Source organism: Bradyrhizobium sp. AUGA SZCCT0182 (genome assembly GCF_018130185.1).
Lineage (GTDB): Bacteria > Pseudomonadota > Alphaproteobacteria > Rhizobiales > Xanthobacteraceae > Bradyrhizobium.
The window spans coordinates 22,371-35,634 of sequence record NZ_JAFCLY010000041.1; the positions used below are offsets into that span (position 1 = coordinate 22,371).

The following is a 13,264-nucleotide window of genomic DNA, read 5'->3' on the forward strand; positions in this document are numbered from 1 at the left end:
CAGTCTGGATACTTCGAATTCTTCCGTGCCGAAGATGTTGTCGAGAAGGCTCTCGAAGTCCACGGGCGCTTCGATACTGCCAGCGATATCCCGGTCCTTCGCGTCTGGTCGATACATCCCACTCTTGGCCACCCTGCTATACACGCGATTAGAACGATTGAAGAAGCGCCGCACGGTAGGAAAACGAGTGCGGCTTGATAGCTAGTACCGGCATGCCGATGCCCTTGACCGCAAGGGAGCATTGCTCCGCGATGAACAAACCCCGCAGGCGTCCATCGAACAGAACGTATGACGCCGCGTGATTGAGCTTGGCGTGCACATTCTGCCGAGAAGGCATGCTCGATCCTTCCGTTCGAACGCTTGAAGAAATGTCGTTCTTTGAGAAGCATTTGCTCGTATCAGGTCAAGAGTTCATCCAGCACGGAAGTGAAATACGCTGGATACGGTGTAATAACCTCACGCGCCTGCGCAGCGGCATTTCGCACAGCAAGGCGCGCGGACTGGCGATCCGCGACGTTAGGAAACGCATTCGCCAACGTTTGGGCTACAACGCGGTCGGCAAAACCAGCTTCAAAAAAGCCCAATGCTGCGATAGAGGTCAATCCGGACTTCACTTGCCGTTGGAGCAGCGTGAGTGCCCCTGGCAACTCTCCCTCTTCTTCCTCGGCAAGATCAGCAATGGTAGCAAGAATCATAGCACCTTCGTAGCCGAGGCCGCTCTCACACAATGCTACAGCATCCTCGACTGTTGGATTGCGATTATTGCCTCCAATCCGAATGTTCCTCTCGACAAGCAACTGGAAGATGGCGCTGAAGGCTGCGCCAGCCACCCAGCTTTCGATAACAAGTGGCATCACGGATGGATCCGAGAGTGATGTGATGGTGCTGTTACGATTATAATTCAGCACTACGGCAGCCATGGTGGCGAGGAGGCCCCCACTATCAACAGACTGGGTAAGCGCCTCGCGATTGGCACCCAACCAGGATTTCAACTTATGGACCGTTGTCGGGGCCAATGGCGACCGCCGTAGAGTCGCCCGCAGTTCTTCGGTCGCAGCGCCTTCCAGAATACGCTCGGCAACGGCTTGGAACACTGCCTCAATCTGCGTGCGTTGCTGCTCGTCCGCAAGGTAATACGCCAGCGTGTTTTGCGCGAGATTAATGGCCCGCTCGGCGAGTCCATCACCCGCAAACTCCAAATGGGCGAGCAGGAAGGACGCAATGCCGTGAACAATCTTTACCCGATCCTGCAAAAACCTCCGAAATCGACGGGCATCGACGCCGGGATTCGTATCCACGATCTGCGTTACATTGCTTTCGACGGTAGTCTCATCGTCGAACACCAGCGTGTGCAGGAGGTTTACATCGATTGTTATCGTGCGCGTCGGCTGCCCGAATTCGAAGGGCTGGAATATCGCCGAAATGCTACTACTTGATGGTTCCGAGTTCGCAAAGTCGAGCAGTTCCTTGGCCGTCCGCCAACGCCAGCGTTCGCGAACTTGTCGCTTCTTATCGTAAACCTTGGTATCGGCGAAAATGATGCTGCCCTCGGTATGCATACCGGCGCGGCCCGCGCGACCGATCAGATTGTGAAAATCCCGAACAAGTATCCGGTCGCCTCCCTGATACACACCGGTCACGATGAGATATCGTATCGGCAGGTTAACGCCTTGGGCTAGCGTCGAGGTGCATACGACAAAGCTGATCAGGCTTGCCTTCATGCCGAATTCAACCGAGAGCCGCAAGCCGTTCGGAACACTGGCGTGATGTGGGAAGATGCCGAGTTGCGCCGCCTTCGTTGTCGGCGCGCCTTCACCGATGTGAGCCGCGAAAAGCGCTGTCAGTTTAGCAACTTCGCCTGCATCAGCCTCACCGACGGGCCTGGTAAAATCGTCACTTCGCTGAAAGAGATCAACAGCTGTGGCGCAGATATTGACGGCGGTATCCTTCCGCCCACAGAAGATGGCAACGCTTCCATTTGAGACAAGCTTGAGGCCGAGATAGAGGCCGATAGAGCTGCCATCCTCCGCTAAGGGAAAGAACCGCCGTGTCCGCTCACGTGGAAGATTACGTAGCTCGACGCGTTCAATTACGCGAGGAACGAAGAACTCGGTGTCGTCCGGATCGAGCGGACTGACATACTCAAGGCGGCCGAGTGGGGTCTGCCAACTTGCAAAGGCGACACGACGGGCGGTCGGCATAAGGCCTGCGCCGTCAACAATTGACCCTTCATCGTCAATCAGCCAGCCTGCGATCCTGCTGGCGTTTGCAATGACCGCAGAGATGAGGACAATCTGGGTCTCTGCGGCCAGCAGTAGCTTCAGGGAGGTCAACAGGAGCTCGTATGTAACGCCCCGCGCGCCACTGTCAAATTGATGTCCCTCGTCGTAGACGACAAGACCTATGTGCTGCGCTAGGTCGGGTGTCCGCCGTAGCAAGTAGAGAAGCTTCTCCGGCGTCACGATCAGGATTGTTTTGTGTTGCCACAACGCTTCGACCGTAAGGTCTTCCTGAAAACTGTCGGTAGCCTCGTTCAACACCACATTCTCGGCAGAGAACGCGCGCGCCATGTCGCCTCGAATATCATGGCAAAGTGACCGGAATGGACAGACGATCACTGCCAATGATACGCGCCCGCTTAAAAAACCGCCGCGCAATATGAGCTCAGTCGCGCGAGTTTTTCCCGCGCTGGTAGGCATCTGAATGACGGCGGAGACCCCTTCAAGAACGCCCGCCGCGCAAATGCGCCGTTGCGATGGCCAAAGCTCGCGTGGAAATGCAGCTCGCTGTAACGCTGGGAGCCAGACTTCAAGGGCGAGGCCCGATGCGCCTGGAAGAATTGTCCGTGCGGCGTTGGCAATTTTCTTTTTGACCAACGCGGTTGAGATATCCGCATAAAGCAGTTCGCGGCCATCGCCGCTGCGATAAGCTTCATTTCGAATTCGGAGCATCGGATTCGTTACGCTCTCGGCGTCGCCGCTACCATTAAGGTATGCCGACAGACCGGAGAGAATTTGATCTGGCAGGTCTCCGTATATTGCGTCGCCTATCCCGGTATAATCAGACAGCAAAAGTCGAAAAGCGAGCAGCGCCAAACCGGAACCGAGTTGGGCTGGCGGTGCAACTGCGCCCCTTACGACCACCATCGCGCTTCCGGGATTATCCGCCAAGTAATACGCGGCTGCGCCGAGAATGGCAAAGTCGACCTCGACGGCTTCGTTGAGCCTGGTGGCGATATAGGCTTCGAAATACGTTGCCGCGAATGCCAGAGTCTCGGCGGGAGTTTCGTCGCGCGCGACCGCTGTCTCGCCTGCGGCAATCGCTGCTGCCGCATCACCCAAGAGACCCACGGCAAGGGAGAATAGTTGTTCCGGACGCTGCGGCAGTGCGATGTGTTCTGCTGGCGGTACTTCGTACTCATACATCTTGGCTTTGGCGCGCGTGACCGAAAGCAAGCGGCGGGCGGCGGTTTCAGGCCTCATTTGCTGCCCTTTCGTAGAGCGCATGCACAAGCACCATCAACGTGTCCCCACGAATGACAATGAGTTTTAGGTTTGCGGCGTTGAAATGCGAAGCCGTGGTCGTTTGCTGGATCAGTGTCTCATCGAACAGAGACGAGTTGAGGACCGCAGCAGCGCCATTTATTCGCTTGAACGGTCGGTCGGTGATATTCTGGAACCGTTGCACCTTCTGGGCTGGATCGTCGTCTCCGCGTTCCAGGAATCGCTGCTTGAGTGCATTCAGGGTGGTTGCTTCCCGCAGGGCATCCTTGTCCGAGTCAGCAACAGCATCCTGTAGTCGATTGACTGGCTTCTTTCCGGATAAAGCCGCCTTGGATTCAAATACGAACAACTCGTCATTTGGATCGAAACCCTTATCGCTTACGAATTGGAAGCCGACAACGTCACAGCCTTTCGTGGATTCGTTCCTGTTCCATTTTTGATCGTAACGAAGCTGACGAGGGCACCAATAGCCGAGCTTGTATTCAATGTAGTCCGCCACAATGATCTCGGCAAAATCGCCAGAGCGAATACTTGGTCCGGGCGCTTCTTTTGCATCCGGAAATTTCCACTCGGTGAGATATTCGCCATTGGTTTTTCCCGTTCCCGCGACCAGCTTCTTAAGCATCTCATCGTCGCAATAATGTTCGCGAAAATGCTTTGCCCATGCCGAGAGGACGGCGGGATCATCGGCGTGCTGAAGCTCCCAAAGTTCAATATCGTGACCGTCAACCGTTTTGAGGCGCTCCCCGATATCGACAAGCCAATCAAGATGCGGCGGCGTTGGCATCGCAGGCAAAGTGTCCTCAATTACTAGTTGTTTCGCGTCAATTACTTTAGTTATCGGCTTTCCGATCCTCGCGCCACAATTTACGTGTGCGCCGGGCTTTTCGGTATGTGCGAAAGCAGGGTCGCGCCGTGTACCCATGTGATTGCACGAATCCAAATATGCAAAGCGAAGCTTTCGCGGAGCCGCGTCGTTCGGCATGCTGGTTAGAATGCGTTCGAGATAGACGAGCCCAACCGTCGCCAAGAGGCTCAAAGGCGTCTGATTCGCAGCCGCTGAATGCCGAATATTCCTCGATCTTGTCATAGTGCAAATCGCCATGTTGGGCTGCGAGCGGCGCGAGAAATAGTAGAACTTCACGTCAAGCTGAAAGGCAACGATCAGCCGCCGGCTTCATTCGCGCTGTGGGCGATCGGCGAGAGCACCGTCAGTGCGGCGCCGTTGTCCGAGAGGAGCCGCAAAACCTCTTTTCGTTGGAATCGAAACGTTGGAATTTCGAGATCCGTACCGAATCCGGGGGAGTCCAGAGCTTTGGAGAAAAATAGGCCTCTCGGAGAAGATTGAGCCCGACTTTCCAAATTTGAGTCCAGAGCTCAAATCAAAATCGCTGCTAACCCTGGGCTCAATTGCCGACATCCTTGGACCGCGAACAGACGGCTGCGGCCAAGCTGGCGGAGCGAAAGGGATACGCACTCGCGGTACGGACAGGGTCTCGCCGACTGGCTAGATGGCGGACATAGACCCAGCGGGGGCCAGGACCACTAGACCGCCGTGCTTCCTTGCAATTCCCGTAAAAAGCCAATAATTTTTGCACGGTAGGTAGTGGCTAAGTATTGGCGCGCCCGAAGAGATTCGAACTCCTGACCCCCAGATTCGTAGTCTGGTGCTCTATCCAGCTGAGCTACGGGCGCGTTTTTCGCTAGGGCCATCGTGGGCTAGTCGCCCCGATGCATCCGAATGGTGTCGGAAACGTCGCGAAAGAGCGCTTTAGCTACCCGCTCCGCGTCCGATTGGCAAGCTCCGGAACGCGGGTTTTGGCAAACGATTTGGCCGGGGCAAACCGGCCAGATCGGTCACAAAACGCAGCAAATAGCGTGATTTACGCCCGCGCCCGCTCGTTGCGGACGCTTTGCAGTTCCACCGGGCGGTCCGGAATCGAGATACGGAAGGTGGCGCCGATGGTGCCTTCGACCAGATGGATATCGCCGCCATGGGCGCGAACCAGTTCGGCGGCGATGGCGAGGCCAAGCCCGCTGCCGCCGGGCCGGCCGGAGGTCTGGAAAGCCTCGAACAAATGCTCGCGCGCCCGCGCCGGCACGCCGGGGCCGGTATCGGAAACCTCGATGATCGCGACCGCGCCTTCGCGGCGGCCGGTGATGCGAATCTGCAGCGCCGCCGCATCGCCCTTCGGGCGGCTTTCGAGCGCCTGCGCGGCGTTGCGCACCAAATTGAGCAGCACGCGAAACATCTGATCGGGATCGGCGTCCACAGTGAGCCCGCGCTCGATCGCGCTGACCCAGGCGATCGAGGCATCGGCGGCAAGGCCTGCGGATTCGCGCACTTCGGCCACCACGGGCTCGACCAGCATCATGCGGCGGTCGGGGGCGGCTTCCTGCACGCGGCCGTAAGAGAGGGTCGACTGACAGAAGTCGATGGCGCGCTCCAGCGAGCGCATCAGTTTTGGCGCAAAGCGCTGCACCCGCGGATCGGGCACGCTGGCGAGCTGGTCGGACAATAATTGCGACGATGCCAGCAGATTGCGCAAATCATGGTTGATCTTGGAGACCGCAAGGCCGAGTGCGGCGAGCCGGCTCTTTTGATGCAGCATCGACACTAGGTCGCGCTGCATGTCGGACAATTCGCGCTCCACGACCCCGATCTCGTCGCCGCGCTGGCTCGGCACGATGATGCGCGCCGAACTTTCCGGGTTTTCATGGAAACCGACCAGGTTCGCGGTCAGCCGCCGCATCGGCCGCACGAACAGATGATGCATGGCGAAATAGACCAGCGCCGCCGTCAGCATGGCGATAGCCAATGAGACCAGGAGCGTGTTGCGCGAGAAGCGGTACATCGCCTGCCGCAGCGGCGCCTCGTCGACGACGACCTCGATGAATTGCCCGCCGCCGGGCGCAGGTCCCACCACGCGGATCACATGATTGTCGGTTGCCAGCATGGTTTCGATGGAATCGACGATGGCGGACCATACCGTGATGGTCCGCATATCGATGTCGTGGTCGATCGCCGTCGGCAAATCGGCGCTCGCGAGCAGACGGCGCTGCTGCCCCATCTTGATGGCGACCGCGCGGGCGCCGACGCTCTTCAAGATCTGCCGCGCCAGCGATTCCGGGACCATGCCCGAGGGTGCGGCGTCCAGCACCAGCGCCGCGGTGCTCGCCGCGGCAATGCGGTCGTTCAGGCGGTTGATGCGGAAATTCGCGATCGCTGGCACATAGATCATCAGGCCGGCGATCATGACGAGGGGAATGGTGAGCAGCAGCAGCTTGCCGGACAGGCCGAGCCGGCGCGGCGGCGTTGGCCGCGGCGCTTCGATGGTCGGCTGGTCGTCGGTCGCTGACACGAAATATCCGCCTTGATAACCTTGTTTTACGCACAGGATCGGAGCTTAAGACCGGCTTCACTGCCGCCGCCCGCACGCTGATTTGCGAGGATGCGTTCCGGCCACGGACCGGTCAAATTACCGATCGCTAATGTCGGCCGGTTCCGATGTCAGGGGCGAGTTGCCGTCCCGTCCCTAAAAACCCCGCGAAAACAATAATATTCGCCCCAATTGTGCCATTTCAAAGAAGCCCGATTGCGGCTCCGCGCAACATTGACGAAAACAGGTCGCTCCCGTATAAGCCGCGCAATTGTCCGCTATGGCCGGGTCTGACCGGGGGCGGCTCATTTGGGGCCGTCGATGGCCCGTCTTGGGCCGGCCAGCATTACCGGACTTACCATCAATTCAGCGGCAGTTTGCAATTCAGCGGCAGCTTGCCAGGTTAGCGGAGAACTACCCGTGAAGCGGACTTATCAACCCAGCAAACTGGTGCGCAAGCGCCGTCACGGCTTCCGCGCCCGTCTCGCCACGACCGGCGGCCGCAAGGTTCTCGCTGCGCGCCGTGCGCGTGGCCGCAGGCGTCTGAGCGCCTGAGCCGGACGTCTCCGGAGACCTTATTATGGATCGGCTAAGGCAGCGGGCGGACTTCCTCGCCGTTGCCAATGGCGCGCGAGCCAACAGCGCCGCCTTCGTGGTGCAGGGACGCTGCCGCGACGATGATGGCCCGATCCGGATCGGTTTTACCGTTACCAAAAAGAACGGTACCGCTACCGAGCGTAATCGTATCCGGCGCAGGCTTCGCGAACTGGTGAAGCGGCTGGACGTCATACCGATGCGACCGCACCATGATTATGTGCTAGTCGGGCGGCGCGCGGCGCTGCATCGCGACTTTACGACCATGCTCGACGACCTTCGCCAGGCGCTGCTTCGTCTCGACCGGCAGCCGGCAAAAGTGGCCAAAGCGCTTCCGAACGAAGCCGCTACCGGTTCGCGTCAAGACAACGCGTCCAAAGACACCAAAATAAAGACGACGGCGCGAGCCGGAACCCGAGTTGAATGACGAGACCTTGAAACGATGACCGACAATCGCAACACCATCCTCGCCGTCATTCTGTCCGGCCTCGTGCTGATCGCGTGGCAATATTTCTACAACGCGCCGCAGATGGAAAAGCAGCGCCTGCAGTCGCAGACCCAGGCCGAGCTCGCAAAATCCTCGCCGCAGACAGCGCCGGGCTCTACCACCACCGCGCCGACGCCAGGTTCGGCCCCGTCCGCCACCACGCCCGCCCAGCCGGGCGCGGCTGCGCCGGTCGTCAGCCGCGACGCCGCGATTGCCGCAACCCCCCGCGTCAAGATCGACACGCCGCGGGTGACGGGCAGCATCGCGCTGAAGGGCGCCCGCATCGACGATCTCGCATTGGTGCAATACCGCGACACCGTCGACCCCAAATCGCCTGCGATCGTGCTGTTCTCTCCGTCGAACACCGCTCATCCCTATTATGCCGAGTTCGGCTGGGTCGCGGCCGCAGGCTCGACGGCGCGGCTTCCCGACCGCGAGACGGTATGGCAGCAGGAAGGCTCCGGCGCGCTTTCGCCGACCCACCCGGTGACGCTGAAATACGACAATGGCGAAGGCCTTACCTTCCGCCGCACCATTTCGATCGACGACCGCTATCTGTTCAGCGTCAAGGACGACGTCACCAATGTCGGCACCGCGCCGGTCACGCTCTATCCGTTCGCCCTCATCTCTCGTCACGGCACGCCTGAGGTCTCGGGCTACTACATCCTGCATGAAGGCCTGATCGGCTATCTCGGCGACAAGGGCCTGCAGGAACACGGCTACAAAGCCGTCGCCGAGGCGCCGGTTCTGGGCAGTGGCGGCCGAGGCTTCGAGTTCAATGTCACCAATGGCTGGCTCGGCATCACCGACAAGTACTGGGCTGCGGCGCTGTTGCCTGACACGTCGGCGCGCCTGAAGGCCCGCTTCCTCGCCGAACCGGGCGCCAAGGTCCGTTATCAGACCGACTATTTGCAGGATCCGCAGACCGTCGCGATCGGCGGCACCGGCAGCACCAATGCGCGGCTGTTCGCCGGCGCCAAGGAAGCCAACGTCGTCGGCATCAACTTTCCCTTCGCCGGCCACGGCGGCTACAACAAGCAGCTCGAGCTGAACCATTTCGACCTGTTGATCGACTGGGGCTGGTTCTACTTCATCACCAAGCCGATGTTCCTGGCGCTGGATTACTTCTTCCACCTGGTCGGCAATTTCGGCGTCTCGATCCTGCTGGTGACGGTGCTGGTGAAGCTGCTGTTCTTCCCGCTCGCCAACAAATCCTATGCCTCGATGGCCAAGATGAAATCGGTGCAGCCGCAACTGGCCGCACTGAAGGAGCGCTATCCCGACGACCGCCAGAAGCAGCAACAGGAGATGATGGAGATCTACAAGAAGGAGAAGATCAACCCGATCGCCGGTTGTCTTCCCGTCCTGTTGCAGATCCCGGTATTCTTCTCGCTCTACAAGGTGCTGTTCGTCACCATCGAAATGCGCCACGCGCCGTTCTACGGCTGGATCAAGGACCTTTCGGCGCCCGATCCGACCACGATCTTCAACCTGTTCGGGCTCATCCCGTTCGATCCCATGGTGCTCGGGCCGCATGTCGGCCCGTACCTGATGCTCGGCGTCTGGCCGATCATCATGGGCATCACGATGTGGTTCCAGATGAAGCTCAACCCGACGCCGCCGGATCCGACCCAGAAGATGATCTTCGACTGGATGCCGCTGATCTTCACCTTCATGCTGGCCGGCTTCCCGGCAGGTCTCGTGATCTACTGGGCCTGGAACAACCTGCTGTCGGTGCTGCAGCAGAGCTTCATCATGCGCAAGAACGGCGTCAAGGTGGAGTTGTTCGACAATCTCAAGGCGACGTTCGCCAAGAAGGCCGATTCAAAAACCTGACGACCGGCATCTGGTTGTTGGACGCGAATATTCCCAACTCGTCATGCCCGGCCTTGTGCCGGGCATCCACGTCTTTGGGACCCGCGAAAAGAGAAGGCGTGGATGGCCGGGACAAGCCCGGCCATGACGAAGAACAGGAAACCTTCGCATGACCGCGGAAACCGATGCGAAGCTGATCGAAGAGGGGCGAAAACTTTTCGCCGGCGAATGGCAGTTCGTCTGGGCCTCGCCGTCGATCGAAACGCTGCCGCCGATGGCCAGCGTGGAGGTGGCGTTTGCCGGCCGTTCCAATGTCGGCAAATCGAGCCTCATCAACGCGCTGACCGGCCGCAACGCGCTGGCGCGCACCTCGCACACGCCCGGACGCACCCAGGAACTGATCTTCTTCGAAGGCCCTGAGAACGCCGGGCTGCGCCTGGTCGACATGCCCGGCTATGGCTACGCCTCGGCGCCGAAGGCCAAGGTCGCGTCCTGGACCAAGCTGATCCATCAATTCCTGCAGGGCCGCGCCACGCTGGCGCGGGTCTATGTGCTGATCGATGCCCGCCACGGCATCAAGGACGTCGACCAGGACGTGCTGAAGACGCTGGATAAATCCGCCGTGAGCTATCAGGTGGTGCTGACTAAGGCCGATCAGGTCAAGCGCACAGAGCTCGAAAAGCACATCGAAGAAACGACGGCCGCGCTGGCCAAACACCCCGCCGCGTTTCCGGACGTGCTGGTAACCTCCTCGCGCGATGGCAGCGGCATGCCGGAATTGCGCGCGGCGATGGTGCGCCTGCTCGGTGAGCGCAGCTGATGTCACGCGCCTGTCGTATCCTGATCGTGCTGGCCGCCATCATGGGCGCCGATGGCGTGATACTGGCGGCGGCCTCCGCGCATCAGGCCGACGCGTCGCGGCTGGCGTCGGCGTCATCGATGCTGCTGTTCCATGCCACCGCCGTTCTCGCTGCGGTGGCGTTGGCCGAACGTGGCCTCATCCACCCCCGCATCGGCATCGTGGCCGCCTTCGGCTTCGTCATCGCCGCCGGCCTGTTCGCCGGCGACCTGACGCTGCGGCAATATGCCGGACACGGCCTGTTTCCGATGGCAGCGCCAACCGGCGGGACGCTACTGATTCTGAGCTGGCTGGCGGTGGCTGTGGCTGCGGCGTGGCCAAGGCGCGGATGAGACGACTCTTCCTTTTCCTCGTGTGGGAGAAGGTGGGCGTGGACACAGTCCGCGCCGGATGAGAGGTCTGCATCCACGGAGACAGACCCCTCACCCGTCGCCTCACTTCGTGAGGCGCCACCCTCTCCCACAAGGGGGGAGGAAAAAAACGGCAGCGGCGGCAAGAAATCCCCACTTTGCGCCCTGCCCGCCAATCAGCTAGAACCCGGCCCGACATCTGGAAATGACGAGAGCCGCTTCATGACCGACTCGCAACATATCAGCCCGCTCGATCAGGCTCGCATCCTGTCCGAGGCGCTGCCGCACATGCAGCAATATGACGAGGAAACCATCGTCATTAAATATGGCGGCCATGCCATGGGCGCCGAGGATCTCGCCAAGGCTTTCGCCCGCGACATCGTGCTCCTGGAGCAGACCGCGATCAATCCGGTGGTCGTGCATGGCGGCGGGCCGCAGATCGCGACCATGTTGAAGCGGCTCGGCATCCAGTCCGAATTCGCCGCGGGCCTCCGCATCACCGACGCGGCGACCATCGAAATCGTCGAGATGGTGCTGGCCGGTTCGGTCAACAAGCAACTGGTCGGCTACATCAACGAAGCCGGCGGCAAGGCCGTCGGCCTCAGCGGCAAGGACGGCAACATGGTGAAGGCGTCGAAGACGACGCGCACCATGGTCGATCCGGATTCCAACATCGAAAAGGCTGTCGATCTCGGCTTCGTCGGCGACCCCGACAAGGTTGACCTGACCTTGCTGAACCAGCTGATCGGCTATGAGCTGATCCCGGTGCTGGCGCCGCTGGCGACCTCGCATGACGGGCAGACGCTAAACGTGAACGCCGACACCTTTGCCGGCGCAGTGGCCGGCGCGCTGAAGGCAAAACGCCTGCTGCTGCTGACCGACGTTCCCGGCGTGCTCGACAAGTCCAAAAAGCTGATTCCGGAACTGTCGGTGAAGGACGCACGCAAGCTGATCGCCGACGGCACGATTTCCGGCGGCATGATCCCCAAGGTCGAGACCTGCATCTATGCGCTCGAACAGGGCGTGCAGGGCGTCGTCATCATCGACGGCAAGACACAGCACGCCGTGCTGCTCGAATTGTTCACCAATCAAGGCACCGGCACGCTGATCCACAAGTGACAAGCGCGATCTCCCCGCCCGCGAAGTTCACGCGCCGCTTCCGCGCCAGAATGCGGCGGTATGGGAGGCGCACGGTCCTGGCGCTGCCGGCCGCCGCGATCTCGCTGTTCGTCTCGTCGCTGCCGGCGCTGGCCGATCTGAAGCTCTGCAATCGCATGAGCTATGTGGTCGAGGCTGCGATCGGCATCGACGACAAATCGGCGACCGCCACCCGGGGCTGGTTTCGCATCGATCCCGCCGCCTGCCGCGTGGTGCTGCAGGGCAAGCTGACCGCGGATCGCATCCTCCTCAATGCGCGCGCGCTCGGCGTCTATGGCGCCTCGCCGATCCCGCAGGGCGGCAACGACACGCTGTGCATCGCACCGGAGAACTTCATCATCGCCGCGGCGCGCCAGTGCCGGACCGGACAGACCCCGGCGCCGTTCACCCAGGTCACGCCGACGCAGACTGACGACGGCAATCTGGTCGCCTATCTCGCCGAGGGCAGCGAGTATGACGACGAACAGGCGCGCCTTGCCGGCATCCAGCGGCTGCTGGTGATCGCGGGCTATGACGCCGCCCCGATCGACGGCGTCGATGGCCCGAAGACGCAGGCAGCGCTGAGCGCGTTCCTGAAGAATCGCGGGCTTAGCCCCGACATCGTGCAGTCGCCGAACTTCTTCACCGCCATGATCGACGCGGTGCAGTCGCCGTCGGCGACGGGGCTCACCTGGTGCAACGACACCCCGCACAAGATCATGGCCGCGGTCGCCACCGACGACGGCAAGGCCGTGACCAGCCGCGGCTGGTATCGGATCGATCCCGGCAAATGCCTGCATCCCGACGTGACCGGCCAGCCGAAGCAGGTGTTCAGTTTCGCCGAGGCCGTCGACGGCGAGAACCGCACGGTCAAGCTGAAGGACAAGCCGCTGAACTGGGGCGGCACCAAGGAGCTCTGCACCCGCGAGAGCAAATTCGAGATCAACGAACAGGGCGATTGCGGCAGCCGCGGCCTCAGCCCGATCGGCTTTACTGCCGTCGATATGTCGGGTGGCGGCAGGACGCTAAGGTTTGCGATGCCATGATGGGAACACCCTCTATCGTCGTCCCGGCGAACGCCGGGACCCATAGCCGCCATCGAACTGAGTGTTGGTTGATGACGGCGCCAGAAGAAAAGG

The 13,264-nt window shown here is 60.7% G+C and carries 11 protein-coding genes and 1 tRNA gene; 7 read left to right on the forward strand and 5 right to left on the reverse strand.

The features are described 5' to 3' along the window. Nucleotides 1–148: 148 nt before the first annotated feature. The 5 genes from JQ611_RS32010 to JQ611_RS32030 form a co-directional block, all read right to left on the reverse strand. On the reverse strand, nt 149–337 hold the full coding sequence (locus JQ611_RS32010) for a hypothetical protein (protein ID WP_212467707.1): 189 nt from the start codon (nt 335–337) through the stop codon (nt 149–151). A gap of 61 nt (nt 338–398) precedes the next feature. Next, nucleotides 399–3,482 (reverse strand): DEAD/DEAH box helicase, encoded by a 3,084-nt coding sequence (locus tag JQ611_RS32015; protein ID WP_212467708.1) that lies wholly within the window; start codon nt 3,480–3,482, stop codon nt 399–401. Further along, the gene (locus JQ611_RS42820; protein WP_212467709.1) at nt 3,472–4,647 is read right to left on the reverse strand and encodes a Hachiman antiphage defense system protein HamA; all 1,176 of its coding nucleotides are present in this window, start codon (nt 4,645–4,647) and stop codon (nt 3,472–3,474) included. Before JQ611_RS42820 ends, JQ611_RS32015 begins: the two co-directional genes overlap by 11 nt. Nucleotides 4,648–5,121: 474 nt before the next feature. Further along, nucleotides 5,122–5,198 (reverse strand) — tRNA-Arg (locus JQ611_RS32025). 188 nt (nt 5,199–5,386) lie between these two features. Further along, on the reverse strand, nt 5,387–6,865 hold the full coding sequence (locus JQ611_RS32030) for a HAMP domain-containing sensor histidine kinase (RefSeq protein ID WP_312011062.1): 1,479 nt from the start codon (nt 6,863–6,865) through the stop codon (nt 5,387–5,389). 438 nt (nt 6,866–7,303) lie between these two features. Between JQ611_RS32030 and rpmH the strand changes: the two genes are divergently transcribed. The 7 genes from rpmH (at nt 7,304) to JQ611_RS32065 (ending at nt 13,171) form a co-directional block, all read left to right on the forward strand. After that, nucleotides 7,304–7,438: a 50S ribosomal protein L34 gene (rpmH, locus tag JQ611_RS32035; RefSeq protein ID WP_212467710.1), complete on the forward strand. Its 135-nt coding sequence runs from the start codon at nt 7,304–7,306 to the stop codon at nt 7,436–7,438. 25 nt (nt 7,439–7,463) lie between these two features. Continuing rightward, nucleotides 7,464–7,904 carry a ribonuclease P protein component gene (gene rnpA, locus JQ611_RS32040; protein ID WP_212267852.1) on the forward strand — a complete coding sequence of 147 codons (441 nt, stop codon included), beginning with the start codon at nt 7,464–7,466 and terminating at the stop codon, nt 7,902–7,904. A gap of 15 nt (nt 7,905–7,919) precedes the next feature. Beyond that, nucleotides 7,920–9,800 (forward strand): membrane protein insertase YidC, encoded by a 1,881-nt coding sequence (gene yidC / locus JQ611_RS32045; RefSeq protein WP_212267850.1) that lies wholly within the window; start codon nt 7,920–7,922, stop codon nt 9,798–9,800. 148 nt (nt 9,801–9,948) lie between these two features. Beyond that, complete coding sequence (gene yihA, locus JQ611_RS32050; protein ID WP_212209327.1) at nt 9,949–10,599, forward strand: ribosome biogenesis GTP-binding protein YihA/YsxC; 651 nt, start codon at nt 9,949–9,951, stop codon at nt 10,597–10,599. Continuing rightward, entirely contained in the window at nt 10,599–10,970 is a 372-nt protein-coding gene (locus JQ611_RS32055; protein ID WP_212267848.1) for a DUF423 domain-containing protein, read from the forward strand. Before yihA ends, JQ611_RS32055 begins: the two co-directional genes overlap by 1 nt. Before the next feature lie 240 nt (nt 10,971–11,210). Further along, the gene (gene argB, locus JQ611_RS32060; RefSeq protein WP_192739163.1) at nt 11,211–12,107 is read left to right on the forward strand and encodes an acetylglutamate kinase; all 897 of its coding nucleotides are present in this window, start codon (nt 11,211–11,213) and stop codon (nt 12,105–12,107) included. Between the two features lie 77 nt (nt 12,108–12,184). Beyond that, complete coding sequence (locus JQ611_RS32065) at nt 12,185–13,171, forward strand: DUF1036 domain-containing protein (RefSeq protein WP_212268037.1); 987 nt, start codon at nt 12,185–12,187, stop codon at nt 13,169–13,171. Nucleotides 13,172–13,264 lie beyond the last annotated feature (93 nt).